Origin of the sequence: Acidovorax sp. LjRoot74 (assembly GCF_964254355.1) — a bacterium.
In the GTDB taxonomy this organism is placed as follows: Bacteria; Pseudomonadota; Gammaproteobacteria; order Burkholderiales; family Burkholderiaceae_C; genus Acidovorax.
The window spans coordinates 1,957,525-1,977,316 of record NZ_CAXUTI020000001.1 but is presented as its reverse complement, the minus strand read 5'-3'; the positions used below and the strand labels follow the sequence as shown (position 1 = coordinate 1,977,316).

22 protein-coding genes are annotated in these 19,792 nt (G+C 60.7%); 10 read left to right on the top strand and 12 right to left on the bottom strand.

Annotated features, from left to right (window positions below):
* Positions 1-42: 42 nt before the first annotated feature.
* From ACSQ3O_RS09045 to merT, 6 genes are all read right to left on the bottom strand, one after another.
* The gene (locus ACSQ3O_RS09045) at positions 43-2,331 is read right to left on the bottom strand and encodes a heavy metal translocating P-type ATPase (protein WP_436138582.1); all 2,289 of its coding nucleotides are present in this window, start codon (positions 2,329-2,331) and stop codon (positions 43-45) included.
* A gap of 119 nt (positions 2,332-2,450) precedes the next feature.
* Positions 2,451-2,690 (bottom strand): DUF2933 domain-containing protein, encoded by a 240-nt coding sequence (locus ACSQ3O_RS09040; RefSeq protein WP_015012930.1) that lies wholly within the window; start codon positions 2,688-2,690, stop codon positions 2,451-2,453.
* A gap of 213 nt (positions 2,691-2,903) precedes the next feature.
* Positions 2,904-3,176, bottom strand: coding sequence for a hypothetical protein (locus ACSQ3O_RS09035; protein ID WP_015012929.1), 273 nt, complete (start codon positions 3,174-3,176; stop codon positions 2,904-2,906).
* A 321-nt stretch (positions 3,177-3,497) separates the two neighbouring features.
* On the bottom strand, positions 3,498-5,180 hold the full coding sequence (gene merA / locus ACSQ3O_RS09030; protein WP_436138581.1) for a mercury(II) reductase: 1,683 nt from the start codon (positions 5,178-5,180) through the stop codon (positions 3,498-3,500).
* 71 nt (positions 5,181-5,251) lie between these two features.
* Positions 5,252-5,527, bottom strand: a complete 276-nt coding sequence (gene merP, locus ACSQ3O_RS09025; RefSeq protein WP_008905582.1) for a mercury resistance system periplasmic binding protein MerP — start codon at positions 5,525-5,527, stop codon at positions 5,252-5,254.
* Between the two features lie 15 nt (positions 5,528-5,542).
* The gene (merT, locus tag ACSQ3O_RS09020) at positions 5,543-5,893 is read right to left on the bottom strand and encodes a mercuric ion transporter MerT (protein ID WP_108625377.1); all 351 of its coding nucleotides are present in this window, start codon (positions 5,891-5,893) and stop codon (positions 5,543-5,545) included.
* 70 nt (positions 5,894-5,963) lie between these two features.
* On the opposite strand from merT, the gene merR reads away from it, so the two are divergent.
* The 3 genes from merR to ACSQ3O_RS09005 all read left to right on the top strand — a co-directional run bounded on the left by merR (position 5,964) and on the right by ACSQ3O_RS09005 (position 7,581).
* The gene (gene merR, locus ACSQ3O_RS09015) at positions 5,964-6,392 is read left to right on the top strand and encodes an Hg(II)-responsive transcriptional regulator (RefSeq protein WP_015012926.1); all 429 of its coding nucleotides are present in this window, start codon (positions 5,964-5,966) and stop codon (positions 6,390-6,392) included.
* A 197-nt stretch (positions 6,393-6,589) separates the two neighbouring features.
* Positions 6,590-6,961, top strand: coding sequence for a hypothetical protein (locus ACSQ3O_RS09010; RefSeq protein ID WP_436138580.1), 372 nt, complete (start codon positions 6,590-6,592; stop codon positions 6,959-6,961).
* 95 nt (positions 6,962-7,056) lie between these two features.
* Positions 7,057-7,581 (top strand): DUF4148 domain-containing protein, encoded by a 525-nt coding sequence (locus ACSQ3O_RS09005; RefSeq protein ID WP_436138579.1) that lies wholly within the window; start codon positions 7,057-7,059, stop codon positions 7,579-7,581.
* Positions 7,582-7,723: 142 nt separating this feature from the next.
* Here ACSQ3O_RS09005 and fliE read toward each other — a convergent pair whose 3' ends face one another.
* From fliE to ACSQ3O_RS08985, 4 genes are all read right to left on the bottom strand, one after another.
* Positions 7,724-8,032: a flagellar hook-basal body complex protein FliE gene (fliE, locus tag ACSQ3O_RS09000; protein ID WP_015012923.1), complete on the bottom strand. Its 309-nt coding sequence runs from the start codon at positions 8,030-8,032 to the stop codon at positions 7,724-7,726.
* Between the two features lie 239 nt (positions 8,033-8,271).
* Positions 8,272-9,534 carry a type II restriction endonuclease gene (locus ACSQ3O_RS08995; protein ID WP_252662281.1) on the bottom strand — a complete coding sequence of 421 codons (1,263 nt, stop codon included), beginning with the start codon at positions 9,532-9,534 and terminating at the stop codon, positions 8,272-8,274.
* Complete coding sequence (locus ACSQ3O_RS08990) at positions 9,527-10,933, bottom strand: heavy metal sensor histidine kinase (protein WP_436138578.1); 1,407 nt, start codon at positions 10,931-10,933, stop codon at positions 9,527-9,529. The genes ACSQ3O_RS08995 and ACSQ3O_RS08990 overlap by 8 nt, the downstream gene beginning before the upstream one ends.
* The gene (locus ACSQ3O_RS08985; RefSeq protein ID WP_436138577.1) at positions 10,930-11,616 is read right to left on the bottom strand and encodes a heavy metal response regulator transcription factor; all 687 of its coding nucleotides are present in this window, start codon (positions 11,614-11,616) and stop codon (positions 10,930-10,932) included. Before ACSQ3O_RS08985 ends, ACSQ3O_RS08990 begins: the two co-directional genes overlap by 4 nt.
* Positions 11,617-11,844: 228 nt before the next feature.
* Here ACSQ3O_RS08985 and ACSQ3O_RS08980 point away from each other — a divergent pair, with 228 nt between their 5' ends.
* From ACSQ3O_RS08980 to ACSQ3O_RS08955, 6 genes are all read left to right on the top strand, one after another.
* A complete protein-coding gene (locus ACSQ3O_RS08980) occupies positions 11,845-12,078 on the top strand; it encodes a hypothetical protein (RefSeq protein WP_436138576.1) in 234 nt (77 codons plus the stop codon).
* Complete coding sequence (locus ACSQ3O_RS08975; RefSeq protein ID WP_436138575.1) at positions 12,075-13,508, top strand: TolC family protein; 1,434 nt, start codon at positions 12,075-12,077, stop codon at positions 13,506-13,508. The genes ACSQ3O_RS08980 and ACSQ3O_RS08975 overlap by 4 nt, the downstream gene beginning before the upstream one ends.
* A gap of 19 nt (positions 13,509-13,527) precedes the next feature.
* Positions 13,528-14,940, top strand: coding sequence for a multicopper oxidase family protein (locus tag ACSQ3O_RS08970; protein ID WP_063459184.1), 1,413 nt, complete (start codon positions 13,528-13,530; stop codon positions 14,938-14,940).
* 35 nt (positions 14,941-14,975) lie between these two features.
* Positions 14,976-15,479, top strand: coding sequence for a cupredoxin domain-containing protein (locus tag ACSQ3O_RS08965; protein ID WP_252662054.1), 504 nt, complete (start codon positions 14,976-14,978; stop codon positions 15,477-15,479).
* Between the two features lie 38 nt (positions 15,480-15,517).
* On the top strand, positions 15,518-15,859 hold the full coding sequence (locus ACSQ3O_RS08960) for a copper-binding protein (protein ID WP_436138574.1): 342 nt from the start codon (positions 15,518-15,520) through the stop codon (positions 15,857-15,859).
* A gap of 79 nt (positions 15,860-15,938) precedes the next feature.
* Complete coding sequence (locus ACSQ3O_RS08955) at positions 15,939-16,232, top strand: hypothetical protein (protein WP_436138573.1); 294 nt, start codon at positions 15,939-15,941, stop codon at positions 16,230-16,232.
* Positions 16,233-16,330: 98 nt separating this feature from the next.
* On the opposite strand, the gene cueR is transcribed toward ACSQ3O_RS08955, so the two are convergent.
* Both cueR and ACSQ3O_RS08945 read right to left on the bottom strand, forming a co-directional pair.
* Positions 16,331-16,891, bottom strand: a complete 561-nt coding sequence (gene cueR / locus ACSQ3O_RS08950) for a Cu(I)-responsive transcriptional regulator (protein WP_436138572.1) — start codon at positions 16,889-16,891, stop codon at positions 16,331-16,333.
* 101 nt (positions 16,892-16,992) lie between these two features.
* Positions 16,993-17,184: a heavy-metal-associated domain-containing protein gene (locus ACSQ3O_RS08945; RefSeq protein ID WP_056419638.1), complete on the bottom strand. Its 192-nt coding sequence runs from the start codon at positions 17,182-17,184 to the stop codon at positions 16,993-16,995.
* A gap of 183 nt (positions 17,185-17,367) precedes the next feature.
* On the opposite strand from ACSQ3O_RS08945, the gene ACSQ3O_RS08940 reads away from it, so the two are divergent.
* Positions 17,368-19,776, top strand: a complete 2,409-nt coding sequence (locus ACSQ3O_RS08940) for a heavy metal translocating P-type ATPase (RefSeq protein ID WP_436138571.1) — start codon at positions 17,368-17,370, stop codon at positions 19,774-19,776.
* Positions 19,777-19,792 lie beyond the last annotated feature (16 nt).

Genomic DNA, 19,792 nt, shown 5'->3' with positions numbered 1-19,792 from the left:
CACAGACTTAACCTAGATCAAATCCGAGCCTGCCGAGCCAACTCAGCCCTTGCGAAGCCGCAAGGCGTTGGCGATCACGGACGCCGAACTCAGGCTCATCGCCAAGGCCGCGATCATCGGCGATAGCAGCCAACCGGTGAAGGGATACAGCAGCCCCGCCGCAATCGGTATGCCCAGCGCGTTGTAGAGGAAGGCAAACATCAGATTCTGCTTCATGTTGCCCACCGTCGCCTCAGACAGCTCCCGCGCAGTGGAAATACCCCGCAGATCACCCTTGACCAGGGTAACCTGGGCGCTGTTCATCGCCACATCGGTTCCGGTACCCATCGCGATCCCTACATCTGCCTTGGCAAGGGCGGGCGCGTCGTTGATCCCATCCCCTGCCATGGCAACAACCCGGCCTTCGGCCTGCAGCCGCGACACCAGCGCCAGCTTGTCGGCAGGCTTGACCTCCCCATGGACCTCATCAATCCCCAGCTTTGCACCTACCGCCTTGGCGGTGGTCATGCCGTCGCCCGTGGCCATGACGATGCGCAGTCCCGCCGCATGCAGATTCGCAAGGGCCTCCGGCGTGCTCGCCTTGACGGCATCCGAGACCGCCAGTAGGCCTTGCAGTTGCCCATCGGCTGCTAAGTACATGACGCTCGCACCTGTGGCGCGCAAGGACTCTGCCTGCGCAAGCAGCGGATTTGCCGAAACGCCCACCTGCTCCATGAGGACCGTGTTTCCCAAGGCGAGCTGGCGTCCAGCGACCTGTCCGCGCACACCGATACCCGACCCGGACTCGAAGTCCTCGGGTTTGTCCAGGGCCAGCCCTTTGGCGCGGGCCGCCTCGACAATGGCATCGGCCAGCGGATGCTCGCTGCCCTGGTCCAGGCTGGCCGCCAGGCGAAGAACCTCGTCCTCGGACAAACCGGGCATGGCCACCACGCGCTCGAACGAGGGCTTGCCTTCGGTGAGCGTTCCCGTCTTGTCCACGATCAGCGTGTCCACTTTGCGTAGGTTTTCGATGGCAGCGGCGTCCCGGAACAGCACGCCGCTGGTCGCGCCCCGGCCCGTGGCCACCATGATGGACATGGGGGTTGCCAATCCCAACGCGCAGGGACACGCGATGATCAGCACGGCCACGGCATTGACCAGGCCATAGACCCAACGTGGCTCCGGGCCGAACAGGCCCCACGCGAACAGCGTGAGCAACGCGATGCCCACCACGGCCATGACAAAGTACCCCGCCACCTGGTCCGCCATGCGCTGCATGGGGGCCCGTGAGCGCTGCGCCTGGGCCACCATTTGAACGATCTGCGACAGCATGGTGGCCGAGCCCACCCGCTCGGACCGGATCACCAGAGCGCCGTTGGTATTGAGCGTGGCTCCGATGACGGCGTCCCCAGGTCCTTTGACGATGGGCACAGGCTCGCCAGTGAGCATGGCTTCGTCCACCGCGCTGCTCCCCTCGACCACCACGCCATCCACCGGCACCTTCTCACCGGGACGTACGCGCAAGAGGTCTCCCACATGGACATGGGACAACGGGACATCACTCTCCTGACCGTTGGCGTCGATACGCCGTGCGGTCTTGGGGGCCAGGCCCAGCAGCGATTTGATGGCGGCCGAGGTCTGCGAGCGTGCCTTCAGCTCCAGCATCTGGCCGAGCAGCGTAAGCGAGATGATGACGGCTGCTGCTTCGAAGTAAACCGCCACGCGGCCCATGGCCTGGAACGAGGCCGGAAATACCCCAGGCGCCACGGTGGCGACCACGCTGTAGACAAATGCGGCACCCGTGCCCAGACCGATCAGCGTCCACATGTTGGGACTGCGGTTCGCGATGGATTGGGCACCACGCACAAAGAAGGGCCAGCCAGCCCACAGCACGATGGGAACCGTCAGCACGAGCTCAATCCAGCTCTGTGTGGCCATTTCGAACCACTGCAGCCTGTGCCCCACCATGGCCAGAACAGTGACCACCACGGTCAGTGGCAACGTCCACCAGAAGCGATGCCGGAAATCCACGAGTTCGGCGTTTTCTCCCTCATCCAGCGTGGGGAGCATGGGCTCCAGCGTCATGCCGCATTTAGGGCAGTTCCCGGGGTGGTCCTGCTGCACCTCAGGGTGCATGGGGCAGGTGTAGATGGTGCCGGGCTGAGTGGCTTCTGGCTCTCGCGCAACCTTGTCGGTACCGGGAGGCGTGACAGCGTACTTGTCCGGGTCCTCAACAAACTTCGTTTGGCACTTGGCGCTACAGAAGTAGTAGTGCCGCCCCTCATGCTCCGCCGAGTGATGCGATTGTTCCGTCACGTCCATACCGCAGACTGGATCTTTCAGTTTCGTCATGGGCGGCGGTGTATCCCCGTGGACCCCCTCATGATGCTGATGGCCATGGTGGGTGTGATCGTGCGGTTCCGCGTTGGACATGAATGGCCTCCCTGCAAATGTGTTGTGTGCCTGCAAGATTACTTTTTGCTCGAATCGCCTTCGTGAGAGCCGTGCCCCCCGTGCCCATGGAAGAGGTGCATCAACGGGCAAGCCAGCAAGAGCAGATACGGCCAGTAGCCCGCGATGTGCGACCAATGCTCCCTGAGCAAGAAGAATGCCCCGATGAGCGCAAGCATGATCACCGCGCCGATCAATTTGCGGCTGCCTCCGCTGGCGTTGGCAGCTTCTGAATGCCCTGTGGTGTGGTCGTGGTTCATGGCGATCTCCAAGAAGTGGTCATCGAGATGGTGATGGACCTTGGGGGAACGATAAGGGTTTACATGGTGGCAATGTCAAGCATGATCATCATCAATCCTTGACTTGCGTCACATGAATGGCGGTATGTCCAGGCGTTCAACTTTGATCGCAGCAATGCTCCCTTGCCGCCTTCCCTGGACGCTACGGGTGTTGCACCGCCTCGCCGGGGTGCGTCAACGTGTGCGGGTCGAGGGATTGCCGGAAGGAGCTGCAGATCGCGCAGCATCATCCTTGGCAGAGTCACCCGTGAGCATGCGGCCAGCGGCGTCCACCTTGACCATTCCCAGCCTCGGATGACTCCAGTAGCGTGCCGTTTCTTCCCCGACCTGCATCTTGACCGGCGATGCCTGGTCGCGTGCCTCGTTGCCAGCGGAAGCTGCGAAAGCAACTGCACAAGCCATCGACAGCGCCGCGACAACGGCGGGTGCAAAGATCTTTTTGAACATGGTCTTAACCCTCATCATGAGTCATTGAAACGTCAGCCAGGCTGACGGCCCCACGCGGTCCGATGGGCTCGGTGCGCGTCGTGACGAGGGGAAGTTTGGAATACAGCAACACACCAGAAGATGATGGGTCGATGATATTTCTGTAATGCTGGCAGGCGCCGCTTTGGGCGCGCCGTGAAGCGTTTCGGATGCTGAGAAATTTCACTCAGAAAAGTGTCCCTGCACCAAGTTCGCTCGGCGTTGGCTGTTGCTTGGCAAGTCGGCGCCAATCAATAGCGATTTGAGCTACTGTGCGGGCACTCTCATCATCTCGCCCGCTTCTCATCCTGCACAGCAAGAAAGCTGCTTGACGTCCTTGCTGAAGGTCTGCGCCGCGAGCTTGAGTCCCTCGACCATCGTCAAATAGGGGAACAACTGGTCGGCCAGCTCCTGCACTGTCATGCGGTGCCGAATTGCCAGGGCCGCCGTCTGGATCAGTTCGCCAGCTTCCGGCGCGACCGCCTGCACGCCAATCAAGTGCCCGGTGGTATCGGTCACCAGCTTGATAAAACCACGCGTGTCGAAGTTGGCGAGCGCACGTGGCACGTTGTCCAGCGTCAACAGCCGGCTGTCGGTCTCAATGCCGCCATTGCGCGCTCCTGCTTCGGTGTAGCCCACGGTTGCTACTTGTGGATCGGTGAACACCACGGCGGGCATCGCGGTCAGGTCGAGTGCCGCTTCCCCACCGGTCATGTTGATGGCCGCGCGCGTGCCTGCGGTTGCGGCCACATAGACGAATTGAGGCTGGTCGGTGCAATCGCCTGCCGCGTAAATGTTCCGGCCACTGGTGCGCATGCCCTTGTCAACGACGATGCCCCCCTGCGCATTGACTGTGACCCCCGCCGCGTCCAGCGCGAGGCTGTGCGTGTTCGGTGTCCGCCCCGTTGCGACCAGCAGCCTGTCAGCGCGGATATCTCCGTGCCCCGTCGTCAGCACAAATTCACCGTCAACATGCGCGACCTGGCTGGCTTCCCTGTGCTCCAGCACCTCGATGCCTTCGGCACGAAAAGCAGCAGTCATGGCCTCTCCGATGGCCGGGTCCTCCCGGAAAAACAAGGTGGTGCGCGCCAGAATCACTACTTTGCTGCCTAGCCGGGCAAAAGCCTGGGCCAGCTCCAGCGCCACCACCGACGAGCCAATCACAGCCAGCCGTTCGGGAACGGTGGCACTGGCGAGCGCCTCCGTCGAAGTCCAGTAGGGTGACTCTTTCAAACCCGGAATCGGCGGTAGGGCCGGGCTGGCTCCTGTCGCGACCAAACAGCGGTCGAACACCACGATCTGCTCGTCCCCCTCGCTCAAACGGACGACAAGGCTCCGATCGTCCTTGAAACGCGCTTCACCGTGCAACACCGTGATGCCTGGGTTGCCGTCCAGGATGCCTTCGTACTTGGCATGGCGGAGTTCTTCGACACGTGCCTGCTGCTGCGCTAGCAACCGCTCGCGCAGGATCGTCGGCGGTGTGGGTGACATGCCCCCATCGAACGGGCTTTCTCGGCGCAGATGCGCGATATGCGCGGCGCGGATCATGATTTTGGACGGCACACAGCCAATGTTCACACAAGTTCCGCCGATGGTGCCTCGCTCCACCAGCGTGACGTGCGCGCCTTGCTCGACGGCCTTCAGTGCTGCCGCCATAGCGGCTCCACCACTTCCGATCACGGCTATTTGCAGCGGACGCTCGTTGCCACGGCGCTTGTCAGCGCCCCCTGTCCACTGACGCACCTGATCGAGCGATCCAGCGTGGTTGTGTTTGGGGGGGACATCGGCGAGCATTGCTTTGTAGCCCAGTCTGGCCACAGCGGCAGTCAGAGCATCGGGCAATGTGCCCGGCAGGGTGACAAGTTGGGCAGTGCCTTCGGGGTGGGAGACAAATGCCGACTGTACGCCGGGCACGTCTTCCAAGGCTTTTTTGACGTGTGCCGCACACGAACCGCAGGTCATGCCGGTGATTGTCAGATGGGTCATGCGACAGATCCTTTTTGCTTGTGCGCGCCAGGTAACGGCATCACATGCGCTGCAGTGCAGTTGTCAATGCTTCACCGCTTGACACTGGATGGAAACCCCACCTCTGCGGTTGCCTTGGTCAGCTTCTGCACGCTGGTCTTTGCGTCATCGAAGGTGACAGCTGCGTCGCGCGTCTCAAAGGTCACCTCAACTTCGCTAACGCCTTCGATCTTGGAAAGCGCTTTTTTGACGATGATCGGGCAGGTGGAGCAAGTCATGCCGGGAATGGCCAGCATGACGGTCTGGGTGGCGGCCCACACGGGGACAACGGCCAGGGTGAGCGCCAGGGAGGCAAGTAGTTGTTTCATGAAGAACTCCTGTGATCAATAGAAAAATGGCATGACATAGGGGAACCCGAGCGCGACCACAATCAGTGCGGCCACGCTCCAGAAAATAAGCTTGTAGGCAGCTCGCACCTGGGGAATCGCGCAGATCTCCCCCGGTTTACAGGCTTGCACCGGGCGGTAAATGCGCCGCCAGGCGAAGAACAGCGCCACCAGCGCGACCCCGATGAAGATCGGGCGGTAGGGCTCCAGCGCGGTCAGGTTGCCAATCCATGCCCCGCTGAATCCCAGGGTGATCAGGACCAGCGGTCCGAGGCAGCAAGTCGAGGCAAGGATGGCCGCCAGCCCTCCGGCGAAGAGCGCTGTGCGCCCGTTGTTTGGCTCCGACATGCGCTTGACCTTTCAAAATTGGTTGAATCCCGTAACCTTACTTCCGTAGTCATGTACGGAGTCAAGCGGTATGAAAGCCAATTTGGAGAGTTTTACGATCGGCGCTTTTGCCGAGGCGGCCGGGGTCAATGTAGAGACCATCCGGTTCTATCAGCGCAAGGGATTGTTGCCCGAGCCGGCCAAGCCTCACGGCAGCATCCGCCGCTATGGAGATGCAGATGTGACGCGGGTGCGCTTCGTCAAAGCGGCTCAGCGCCTGGGCTTCAGCCTGGATGCAATAGCCGAGCTGCTGCGGCTAGACGATGGAACTCATTGTGAAGAAGCCAGCGCACTGGCTGAGTCCAAGCTCAAGGATGTGCGCGAGAAGATAGCCGATTTGGCACGCATGGAGTCGGTGCTGTCTGAACTGGTATGCGCATGCCATGCGAGAAAAGGGAATGTCTCCTGCCCGCTGATTGCGTCGCTGCAGGACGGCGGGAGACTCTCGTTGCCGCAATGAGGTGGCCGCAGTGTCGTATGACGCCCAGAACCGACGCGGGGGATGCACTCGGGTTTTAGTGGATTGCAGATTGCTGTCGAAAGCGTAATCAGGAGGTCACCTCCATGTGGGGCGGCAATTTTTAGACTTCTCTCCGTGGTGCAGAAAACGCCACCTGGATGAACCATATCGGGCATCCGGCGCCACAGGAGACCATCATGAAAGTTCGTACCGCAATCCTCGTCGCCAGCCTTGCTGCATCCGCCACCGCCTCTTTCGCAACTTCCGTTTACCACGCAAGCCCAAGCCAGGAGGAAGGCGTGAGCCTGGCCGCCGACCATTTGGGCAATGCGGTGAGCCGCCAAGCGGTCGAAAGCACCGTGCTGGCCGCTCAGAAGGACGGTTCGCTGTACTGGATCAGCCGTGGCTACCCTGCCACTTATCCACTCGTTCCGGGCCCCAAACTGACCAAGACCCGCCAGCAAGTCCTCGATGAGTTGCAGTCAGCCAAGCGCAACCCCGTCAGTCGTGACGGTGTACGGGATATGGGCGGCGAAGCTGGCTGGGTCGATGCCCGCCAACTGCCCTGAACCCTCTCAACGATCACCGGCAACCGCGTGCCCTCCCAAACCGGCCTGCGGTTGCACCTGAACCATTGCCATCTACCCAAAAAGGAAACCCCATCATGAAACTGAAGTCCACCCTCATCGTCCTTTCCCTCATCGCCGCCCCCGCTTTTGCGTCGGACCAAGCTGTCAGCAAGACGCGCGAACAAGTGCTGGCTGAATTGGCGCAGGCTCAGCAAAGCGGCGAGATGCTTGCTGCTGGCGACTCGGGGATGACTCTCAAGCAAATCAATCCCGGAGCCTATCGCTCGGCTACTTCTACTCAGGCTAGCAAATCCCGCGAGCAAGTGCGGGAAGAATTGGAGCAGGCTATCCGTACGGGTGACATCATGGTGGCCGGTGAATTCGGAGTCAAACGCAATGAGTTGATGTCTGGTCGCTATCCGATCGTGGCAGGCAAGTCGTTGAAGACGCGGGAACAAGTCAAGAGTGAGTTGGCACGCGCCATCCGCGAAGGCGAAATCGTCGCTGTGGGCGAAGACGGCCGCAAGCTCAACGAAATCTATCCTGACCGCTACCACGCTGCGCACCATGCTGCCGTGGCCACCACCTCGGACGAAGTCACCCAGGCCCCTCGGTTCTAAACGGGTTCTCCGGGCGGTCGGCTGCTGATCTGGAGGGGTCTTTCGAAACAGGGCCTCCTCCAATTGGCTCGCCATGCATGTCTGCGGCGCTAGCAGCAAGTGCGTGCGACATCTACTTTTGCATTGCTCTGGCCTCCGAGCATCAGACTTGCATGTTCATCACATCGGTGTAGGCCTGGACAATGCGGTTGCGGCTCTGAAGAGTGGCCTGAAACGCGATGTTCGACTTGACTCCAGCGAGCATCGTTTCTTCAAGACTGACCGTGGGATTGCCGAATGTGACCTCGCGGCTTAGGCGACCAGACTCACTCTGCAACTGGCTTGTGGTTGAAAGCGCCTGCTTCATCGCGTCCAGAAAACCGCCTCCCTGGATGCTCGGTGCTTTGGGCACAGAGTTTCCCAGCGAACTGACAGGCAATAGTGCATCCAATGGCTTTGTCGTGACGTTCATGCCGAGGCTTTCTGGGGCGAAGAGTTTGCGAAGTTCTGCCTCGAAATCTGTACCGAGGCAACGCCCAATCGTAGAGATTGGAGTTCGATCTGTAGCTTTCGCAACGCAAGGCGCCACCCGTCAATCCCGCCGTTCGGGATAACAGAAACTTCATCTTGCCGACATCGCCGTGGGTCGCCGCATCCCTGGGGCCCAAAGAGCCGAGCGCAGCGAAGCGCGCCGCACGAAATAGCCGTGGCTCACAGCCGCTGCGAAATCTCCAGCAGCGGCTTGATGCTGGACCCAAAGCGGCTCATGGAGGCATGGTTCTGCTCCAGCTGGCTGTAGGGCAGGTACCGGATTCCCAGCTCCGACACCCTGGAGAAGGCGGGCCTTTGAAGTTGCTCAGCGACCTTGTCTCTGCGATTGTCTGGAGCCACCAGAAACAGGGCGCAGTTGCCTGCAACCGGCGTGCCCAGGGCCAGATCGAGCATGCGTACGATGCCCGAATAGATGGACGTGGTGTGTTCGACTTCGAATGCGGCGGCGAATTGCGAGGTCTGGGGATCAACCCATACGACATCGATCAGTCGCACGGACTCCAGTCCTCGGTCCAGGCTGGCGGGCAACTGCGCCATGCATCCATCTCCCAGCAGCCCCCCGCCATAGGCGCGGCCCCGGTCGTTGGACGCTATCCAGACCTCAAATCCGAGCGCCTTACCCAGGTCGCGCAGCGAAGCCTGGATACCCGTGTGGGTCGCATCGCTCTCGGTCGCTTGGGACAGTTCTCGTTGCAATGCGGTGGATTCCTGCCGCACACGTTCAAGGTCTTCTTGCCAGAGAGCTGTCGCCGCTACATCCATTGCTTGTGGCGGCGCTTCATATCGGCCACTGCCAATGTCAAACATGAGTCCTGCAATCGCGCCCAGATCGTTCGACAGTTTTAGCCGGTACCGCGCGTTCAAGCGCAGCAAGCCCTCCCGCATGGAGAGATAGTGGTCCCAGCGCCCAAGCTTCACGCGCCCCCCGGTCACCGCGTTGAAACCATTGACGATGGCCGTGTTGAAGGGAGAGACCAGCGTTGGGTGGATGAAATACAGCAAGTTGGCGACCGCTGGGCCCAAGCCTTTGATGCCAATCGCATCAATGCGCTGTATGGCGGCCACTACGTCTTCTGCGCAGTCACAGTGATCGCAGGTGTGCAGGAGGTCCGCAAAGGCGCGCTGGTTGCTCGTGTTCTCGTAGATGTCCGGAATCCGCAGCTTGGGCTTCCAGAGGAACGCGTGGTCCGCTCCCTTGAAAATCTGGCGCTGCTCTGCCACGGAACCCACGATCGTCTCCAGCGAGGAGCCTCGGTAAGCGTTGCCAAACGTTCCGCCCCGGATGTCCTCCACCACCTGCGCGATGCCTCGGCGAATGGAGCGGAAGTTCTTGATCCGCTGATCCCACAGGAACCAGGTGTTGTAGGTGCTGCTTGGATCTGCCTTCCAGCAGTCTATGAGGGTTGCCAGGGGGTCATGCATCTGTCGTGAGGTGCTTGCCAATGCTTTGTGCTCTGGGGAAATACATCGAAAAACAAGTCCTGCCATCGGCCGAACTCACGGAAATCCGCCCCCGGTGCGCATGAACAATCGCCTGGGTAATGGACAAGCCCAGGCCCGCGCCGTCCGAGTCCAGCTGCTTGCGCGACTTGTCCGCCCGAAAGAAGCGGTCGAACAGGCGGGGGATCATCTGAGCATCGATGGAAGGTCCGGTGTTGACGACATCCACGGTGGTTCCGTGCAGGTCCCCTTGGATGTCCACGACCACCTGCTCGCCAGGTGGGGTGTAGCGAATGGCGTTGGACAGGAGGTTGCTGAGCGCCCGGCGCAGCATCAACCGGTCGCCAACGATCTCCGCCGCCCCGACCAATTGCAGTCGGACCTGCTTTTCTTCTGCAAGGGCCTCGTAGAAATCAAACAGGGCCTGTGCTTCATCGTGAACAGCGATCTTCTCCGTGCTGGGAAGAATGAGACCGTGGTCAGCCTTGGCCAGGAACAACATGTCAGCCACCATGCGGGCCAGGCGCTGGTACTCCTCGGCGTTGGAAGCCAGTATGTCCTGGTACTCCTCGGAAGAACGAGCCTGGCTGAGCGTGACCTGGGTCTGTGTCATCAGATTGTTGATGGGCGTACGCAGCTCGTGGGCCAGGTCCGAAGAAAACTCGGACAGGCGGTCGAACTCCTCCTTCAGGCGCCGGAGCATCTCGTTGAGGGTGGTCGCCAGGTCGGCCATCTCCACCGGAAACTCCTGGGTTGGCATCCGCTCATCCAGTCGCTGTGCCGTGATGGCCATAGCGCGGGACCGCATGGCGCGAAGGGGGGCCAATCCATTCTTTGCGGCCCACCAGCCCAGGACCCCAGCCACCAGTGTTGCCAATGCCACGTAGCCCACAAGCACCCAAATCAATTCGTACATGAAGTGCTTGTGGTGGGCAATGTCCACCGCCACCCAGACCTGCAGCGGAGGCTCTGCGGAACCTGGCAGCGTCACGGCTTCGGTCATCCCCCGGTACTCACGCTCCTTCATTCGCCACGAGGCAACCCCCAAGCGGGAATGCTGGGTCCGCACGCTCAAGTCCGCAGGAAACTCAAAGTCCTCCGTCGAGTACAGCGATTGACCATTGCGAAGCACGGTGACGAAGAGGCCCTCATGGCTGTGCAAAACGTCATCCAGCCGCGTCTTCAGATCCTGCGGCGACTTCGATTTGCCGATGACTTCACGCGTCAGGTGAACCTTGTCACGCAGTGCATCGCGGTCAAGCTCCACAAAATGCCGGTCGATGGAAATCGCCACGAGAGACCCCAGGCCGATCAGCACCAGGGCGGACGCCAAAGTAAAAAAGACCGTCAGCCGCGTGGTGAGCGAGTACCTTGCCTTCACGCACTCTCCTCGGGCGCCTCAAGCACATACCCCATGCCTCGGACCGTCTGGATCAGCTTGGCGTCATAGGCATCGTCAATCTTGGCCCGAAGCCTGCGCATCGCCACCTCAATCACGTTGGAATCGCTGTCGAAATTCATATCCCACACCTGCGACGCGATCAGAGAGCGCGGCAGAACTTCCCCTTGGCGGCGCATCAGCAGCTCCAGGAGTCCGAACTCCTTGGCCGTGAGGTCGATGCGTTTGCCAGATCTGCTGACTCGCCGCCGCAAGAGGTCTAGTTCTAGATCGGCCACCTGGAGGACCGTCACCTCGGTGCGATTGCGACCACGCCTGAGGATGGTGCGCGCTCGCGCCAATAGCTCGGCAAAGGAAAACGGTTTGACCAGGTAGTCGTCCGCCCCCAGTTCCAACCCTTTGATCCGGTCTTGCACCTGATCCTTGGCCGTGAGAAACAGTACGGGCATCTCCAGGCCCCGGCGACGCAGATTGGTGAGCACCTGCCAGCCATCCATCCCAGGAAGCATCACATCCAGGATCACCAGGTCGTAGTCACCTTCCTGGGCCAGATGCAGGCCATCGACTCCGTTGTGAACCAGATCGGCGTTGAACCCTGCCTCACGCAAGCCTTGGCGCAGGTATTCGCCGGTTTTGATTTCATCCTCGACGATCAATATCTTCACGGGATCTCCCTGTCTGCGAATGACGGCAAGTGTGCCTGCAGATCGCGGGCTTTCTTTCAGATGACAAAGATGTAATTAAGCCGTTATGTCGGCGGAAGCCTTGGGATCACACAATGCGTTGCATCAAGAACGCATGGTGAACCTATGAAAATTTCCTGGCTTTCACGACCTATATCAACCCCCTGGCTGGCCGCCGCGCTAATAGCGCCGTCCCTGGCTCTGGCTCAGATGCCAGAGGGCGAATCCGCCAAGGTGGACTATCAGCTTTCGTACCGATCAGCCCTCTCGGGCTACGAAGCCTACAAAGAGCAATCCGTCCAGCCCTGGAAAGCGGCCAATGACAAGGTGGGCGAGATCGGAGGCTGGCGCACCTATGCCAAGGAAATGCGCCAGACGGCACCGGCAACCGGGCAGGAACAACCCGTGCAGGGCCATGATGCACACCACGGGGGCAAACAATGAACCGCCGCTTGCGCATGCCCCGCGCCCAACTCGTGATCGCCGTGGCCGCAGTGGCGGTGTTGTCTGGCTGCGCCAGTGTGAATCTGGAGCAAAACATCTCCAGCGCCAACGCAGCCGCAAGCGGTTTCACGGACGGCCAGCTCACCTTGGCCCGGGACCAGAACGAGCGCGATACCTTGCGCCAGCGCGCTTCGGATCTGCTGGCCAAGCCGCTCAGTCAGAAGGATGCCGTTCAACTCGCACTCGTCAATAGCCCATCCCTGCAGGCCATCGTGGCCCAAAACTGGGCGGACGCTTCCACGGCAGCCCAGTCCGGCCGCATCGCCAACCCCATCCTGAGCCTGGAGCGCGTTCGCCTGGGCAGCGAGACGGAGATCGGCCGCCTCCTGTCCTTCGGGCTGCTGGACCTGCTGACCTTGCCTACGCGCAAAGGCATCGCCGAGCAGCGCATCAAGCAGACCCAGTTGCGCCTGAGCAGCGATGTAGTGGACCAAGTCACGCAGGTACGTCAGGCCTGGGTACGCGCCGTTGCCGCGCAACAGACGCTGGCCTACACCCAACAGGTCGTCGCCAGCGCCCAAGCCAGTGCCGAACTGGCCAAGCGCATGCAATCGGTGGGCAATTTCAACAAGCTTGACCGTGCACGCCAGCAAGCGTTCTATGCCGACACAGCGACCCAGCTGGCCAGTGCGCAGCACCAGGTCGCGGCAGCCCGTGAGGAGCTGGTGCGGCTGCTGGGTCTGGACGACAGCCAAGCCCAACAGCTCAAATTGCCTGAACGCCTGCCCACACTGCCCAAGGAGCCGCTGTCTGCATCGGACGCTGGCCGCCAGGCATCCAAGGGGCGGCTGGATCTGCAGATCGCGAAAGCCGACTACGACGCAGCTGCACGCGCGCAAGGCTGGAACAGGATCACGACCTTCACAGACATCGAGTTGGGCGTGCGGCGCGACTCTGTCTTCGATGCAGCAGAGAACACCCACTCCACGCGGCGCGGCTTCGAGATCAGCCTGCAGCTGCCGATCTTCGACTGGGGGGGCATGCGGCGCGACGCCATGAATGCGCAGACCCTGGCTGCGGCCAACCGCCTGGAAGCAACTGCACGCGCGGCGGGTTCGAACCTTAGGGAGAGCTACTCTGCGTACCGCACTGCATATGACATCGCGCGTCACCACCGCGACGAGGTGATTCCCCTGCGAAAAACCATCTCCGAAGAAAACCAGCTTCGCTACAACGGGATGCTGATCAGCGTTTTCGAGTTGCTCGCCGATTCTCGCGACCAGGTGAACTCGGTGATGGCGGCCCTGAACGCCGAACAGCAGTTCTGGCAGGCGGATGCGGCCCTTCAGGCCTCTCTCATCGGCAAGCCCACCAGCGCTGGCGTCTCGGGCGGCGGCGCAGCCGCTGCCGAAGCTGGTGCAGGCCACTGATCCCCTCAAGGAAACCAACATGAATTCAAGAAGAGATTTTTTCCGCTTTGCAGGCATCGCCGGAGGAGCTGTCGCTGCCGCAAGCGTAAGCCGAGTCGCGATGGCGGCTTTGCCAGAGCCCATTTTCCAGGGCAGCGCCGACACCATGGCGCCCCTGGTTCCCAACTCCGGGCGCCCCTACAACCCGGTAGTCACGCTCAACGGCTGGACGCTGCCCTGGCGCATGAACCAGGGGGTCAAAGAGTTCCACCTGGTGGCAGAACCCGTCGTGCGCGAAATGGCCCCTGGCTTCAAGGCCCACCTGTGGGGATACAACGGCCAGAGTCCCGGGCCCACCATCGAAGTGGTGGAAGGCGATCGCGTTCGCATTTTTGTGACCAACAAGCTGCCCGAGCACACCAGCATCCACTGGCATGGACAGCGTTTGCCCAATGGCATGGACGGCGTCGCGGGCTTGAACCAGCCCGCAATCCAGTCGGGCAAGACCTTCGTCTACGAGTTCGTGGCGCGCCGCCCGGGCACCTTCATGTACCACCCGCATGCCGATGAAATGACCCAGATGGCCATGGGCATGATGGGCTTCTGGATCACGCACCCCAAGGCCAAGCATCCGCTGATCGACGAAGTGCACCGTGATTTCTGCTTCCTGCTCAGTGCTTATGACATTGAGCCAGGGGCCGCGACGCCCAAGGTTGCAGAGATGACGAACTTCAATCTGTGGACATGGAACAGCCGCATCTTTCCTGGCATCGACTCCTTGAACGTCCGGCTCAACGACAAGGTGCGTATTCGCATCGGCAACCTCACCATGACCAACCACCCGATGCACTTGCACGGTCACGAGTTTTTGGTCACCGGCACGGATGGTGGTCCTACACCCAAGAGCACCCGTCTCTATGAAGTGACCACCGACGTGGCCGTGGGCCAGATGCGCCAGATCGAGTTCCTCGCGGACGAAGAAGGTGACTGGGCATTCCACTGCCACAAGAGCCACCACACCATGAACGCAATGGGTCACGACATTCCCACCATGATTGGCGTAGACCACCGGGGCGTGGCCAAGAAGATCAACAACCTGATTCCCGACTACATGGTCATGGGCGAACGGGGCATGGCGGACATGACCGAGATGGAGATGCCCATTCCGGACAACACCGTCCCCATGATGACCGGGGAAGGCCCCTTCGGCTCGGTGGAGATGGGTGGCATGTTCAGTGTCCTGAAGGTGCGCCGCGACCAGAAGCCAGGCGACTACAAGAACCCGGGTTGGTACAAAAACCCGGAGGGCACGGTGGCGTATGAGTACACCGGTCCGATGGCGGAGCCTGCCCGCTTCAAAGCCGAGGGCGGCCAGTCCATGCCCCGCAAAGAGAAGTCCAGTTCGGACACTGTCGTCAAGGTCAAAAAGCCGTCTTCGCACAGCGGCCACTGATCGCCTCCTTTCCTCATCCACAACCCAAGGTAACTATGAAACGCACTCTTTCCCTGATCGCCGCCTCCGCCCTGGTGGCCCTGTCCTTCAACAGCTTCGCCGGTGGCAACCACGGCGGTGGCCATGACGGCGGTGGCGCCCACGGCCACGGCAGCGCTGAATCGGCCATTGGTCAGCCCGGCAAGGCTTCCCGTGTTAGCCGCACGATCAACGTGGACATGACGGACAACATGCGCTTCACGCCCGCTGCGATCTCCGTCAAGCAGGGCGAAACCGTCAGGTTCGTGATCAAGAACAGTGGCCAGGTCAAACACGAGTTCAGCATGGGCACCGATGCCGAACTCAAGGAACACTACGAGACGATGAAGAAGTTCCCGGACATGGAGCATGACGAACCCAGCAAGGTGTCGCTGGCCCCCGGCAAGCAAGGCGAAATCATCTGGCAGTTCACCAAGGCTGGTGAAGTGAAGTTCGCCTGCCTGTACCCAGGCCACTACGACGCTGGCATGAAGGGTCAGGTCACGGTGGTCAAGAAGTAATCGGGGAATCCCTGCACGCAATTGAACAAGGAGCTCGTATGAAAAACGCAAACACTCTGTTGATCGGCGCCATGTTGTCGCTGGCCACTCTCATGCCGCTGTCGGCCGTGGCGCAGGCCGCTGGAGACGCCGGAAAAGCCGCAACCACGACCGCAGCCTCCATGACCGATGGAGAGGTGCGCAAGATCGACAAGGACGCCGGAAAAATCACCATCAAGCATGGCGACATCAAGCACTTGGAGATGCCGGGGATGACCATGGTGTTCACAGCCAAGGACAAGGCCTTGCTCGACAAGGCCCAGGCCGGCGACAAGATCCGCTTCATGGTGATCAACGAGGGCGGAAAGATGGTCGTCACTGCCATCGAGCCTGCCAAGTAAGCGCAAAAAGTGTCTCGCTACGCCCTCAAGAAAAGGGGGGCGTTCTTCTGTTCGCACGTCAACCTACCAAGGAAAAATCATGAAAACGCTCCTTATTGCCCTGGCCATGACAGCAGCATCGTCCGCATTCGCCGCTGGCGACACACAGGAAGCCACGCCCTATACCAACTCCAAGGCGCAAGCGCATGGCGAAGACCACAAGAAAGCCCGTCCTGCAACCGGTGTGAAGCGGACCAAGGATGGCGGTACGGCGCGAGGTGAAGGCTCTGGCCTTACGGACACCAGCAAGGCCGAAGCCCGTGGTCAGGAAAAGGCCAATGCGCGTGAAGCCATGCCGCACAAGGAAGCCACTCCGGGCTCCACGCCTAAGTAATGCAAACGGGTGGGCCACAAGCGTGGCCCACCCAAGTACGGGCGGGCCGCAATCGTGGTGCAAGGTGATGGCTTCGCAAGCCCCCCTCAGGGCCTAGTTCAGTGCCCGCTCCGATGTACGTGGACTCCGCGCATCCACGTCATAAGGTCTAGATGGCTGTTCGTCGGCGTGTCGGTCACACCAGAGTGCGCTTTGGAAACCTTGGCTCCGCGCCGAGTCGGCTTGACGAAACTTGCGTTGTGGTTGGGCTTCGAGGGACTGTCCGCCGCCAGGTTGTCAAGAATTGCGCAGTTCGAGTGGTCGTCGCCAGCGCACACAGAAACCAACTGCTCCAAGGCTGATTTCATCTCGATAATCTCCCGCAGCTTCTCCTCCAGATCCGCCAGATGGCGCTTCGCAATCGCCTTTACCTGCCGACTGGTGCGGTGCGTGTCACCCCATTGGCCGATCAACTCCGCAATCTGGGGCATTGAGAACCCGAGGCGGCGCGACTGGCGGATGAAGCGCAGTACCGAAACTTCGCGCTCACCGTACTTTCGATAGCCAGACTCACTGCGCTCAGCTTCTGGCAACAACCCTGTTTGCTCGTAGTGGCGGATCATCTTGGCCGATACACCTGCCGCCTTGGCTGCATCGCCGATGTTCATGAGTGTGGTCATGGATGCTCCTGTGCAATGGAATAACACGGTAGCAAGGACTTTCGTCCTTACCACCGTGTCAATGTCAAGCGCTCTGAGTATTACGTTCTGTAAAACCTAGATCAGGCGGGCGGATATCCAGCTTCGGTCAATGCCTCGACCAGTGTCTTGCGATCTTCCGCACTTTGCACAGTGACCATGCGTTTGGACATATCCACCTGCACTTTGCATTCAGGGTCTGTCATCTGAAGCGTCTGGCTCACCATACCAGCGCAGTGTCCGCAGGTCATGTCGGGGAGTTGGAATTCATGCATTTTTCACCTCTTGGAAAAAGTTAAGAGGCTTTCAGTCTCCGGTTTGCCACTGGGGCAAGGTCAAGTGGCCAGACAGATATTCAAACAAGGAGCGCCGGCTCGCTTGCGTCTCCCATCGTGTCAACCCTGAAAGTTCGAACTCTGCCGGTTAACGCCGTAGTTGAACACCACATGGAGATTGCTATGAACACCTCTGCCCATGAAGCGGGGCCGTCCGCCTCACTATCTATCGCACACCTGAATATTCCCATACTTGGCATGACCTGCGGCTCTTGCGTTGGACGGGTTGAAAAGGCCCTCAAAGCCGTCCCTGGGGTCCGTGAGGTGACTGTGAATATTGCTACTGAGCGCGCCTCCGTGGTTGCCGCCTCCACGGTACCGGTCCCGGCCTTGGCTGCGGCTGTCGAAAAGGCTGGATACGCAGTGGCGGAAGAGTCCGTGGAGCTGTTGATCGGTGGGATGACCTGCGCGTCGTGCGTGGGACGTGTCGAAAAAGCGCTGAAGGGTGTACCAGGCGTCCAGCACGCGGAAGTCAATCTAGCCACGGAGCGTGCGCAGGTTCGTTTCGATGCAGGATTGCCTCCCGAACGCCTGGTCGCCGCCGTTGTTAAGGCGGGCTATGAGGCACAGGTTGCGGATACGAGCACTTCCACTGAACACGACAAGCAGTCGGCGCCCTGGTGGCCTGTCGCTCTAGCCGCTGGTCTGTCCTTCCCCCTGGTACTGCCCATGCTTGGCATGCTGTTCGGTCAAGACTGGACACTCAACGGCTGGATTCAACTGGTCCTGGCCACCCCTGTGCAGTTCTGGCTGGGCGCGAGGTTCTACCGCGCTGGCTGGAAGGCTCTTCGTGCAGGCGCAGGCAACATGGATCTGCTGGTCGCATTGGGTACGTCGGCCGGGTACGGCTTGAGCTTGTACCTGCTGTTCAAGCACGCTGAGCACGGGACGCCCCACCTGTACTTTGAAGCCTCCGCTGTCATCGTCACGCTAGTCCTTCTCGGGAAGTGGCTGGAAGCCCGAGCCAAGCGGCAAACCACGGAAGCGATCCGGGCGCTGCATGCGCTGCGCCCAGAAATTGCGCGTGTGCGCACCGATGCCGGTGACATGGATCTACCACTCTCACGCGTGAAAGTAGGTGATACGGTGGTTGTCCGCCCAGGGGAGAGAGTCCCGGTAGACGGCTCGGTGATCGAAGGCGCAAGCCAGGTGGATGAGTCATTGATCACCGGGGAGAGCCTGCCCGTTGCGAAGCACGTCGGCGACAAGGTGACGGGAGGCTCCGTGAACGCGGAGGGCTTGTTGTTGGTACGGACGACTGCGATTGGCGCAGAGTCAACTCTGTCGCGCATCGTGCGGATGGTTGAGTCGGCGCAGGCGAAGAAGGCTCCCATCCAGCGGATTGTTGATGAAGTGAGTGCGGTCTTTGTGCCCGTGGTGCTCGGCCTTGCTGCCATCACACTGATGGGCTGGGGCTTCGCCACTGGCAACTGGGAACAGGCGATCCTCAATGCTGTCGCGGTACTTGTCATTGCATGCCCTTGTGCGCTGGGTTTGGCTACTCCCACCGCGATCATGGCGGGCACCGGCGTTGCAGCACGCCACGGTATTCTGATCAAGGATGCAGAAGCACTGGAGGTTGCCCACCGCATCGACACCGTGGCGTTCGACAAGACCGGCACCCTGACCGAGGGGAAGCCCACTTTGACGGCTGCGATGCCTGCCGAAGGCCTCCAGGATCAGTTACTGCCGTTTGCTGCGGCCATTCAGAACGGCAGCGAGCATCCACTGGCAAAGGCCGTGATGGACGCTGCACGCACCCAGGGAGTGACCGTTCCTCGCGCCACTGAGGTCACAGCGGTCGCTGGCAGAGGCATGTCTGCTGTCATCAAAGGACGCCAGATCCGCCTCGGGAGTACACGTTATATGGAGGAGTTGGGTGTCAACATGGCCGGTCTGACCGGGGCTGCAGCACAGATGCAACAAGAGGGCCGCACAGTATCCTGGTTGGCTGACGTGACCGATGCGCCAGAAGTGATGGGTTTATTGGCATTTGGAGACACAGTGAAGCCCAGCTCGCAACAGGCCATTGCCCAACTGCATGCTCTCGGCATCCAGACCGTCTTGGTCACCGGGGACAACAAGGGAAGCGCAAGCGCAGTAGCCAGCGCGTTGGGCATCGATCAGGTTCGTGCTGATGTGCTGCCGGAAGGCAAGGCGGATATCGTGGCGCAGCTCAAGTCAGGTGGCAGGCACGTTGCGATGGTGGGTGACGGCATCAACGACGCGCCCGCTCTGGCTGCGGCGAATGTGGGAATTGCCATGTCCACGGGCACCGACGTGGCCATGCATGCTGCGGGGATCACGCTGATGCATGGTGACCCCGCGTTGATCGCAGATGCCATCGACATCTCTCGGCGCACGTACGCAAAGATCCGTCAGAACCTTTTCTGGGCATTCGCGTACAACGTGGTCGGGATCCCCTTGGCTGCATTTGGCCTGTTGAATCCCATGGTGGCGGGAGCAGCTATGGCCCTCAGCAGCGTGAGCGTGGTGACCAATGCGTTGCTGCTGCGTTCTTGGAAGAGGTAAGGACTAGCGCCAGATC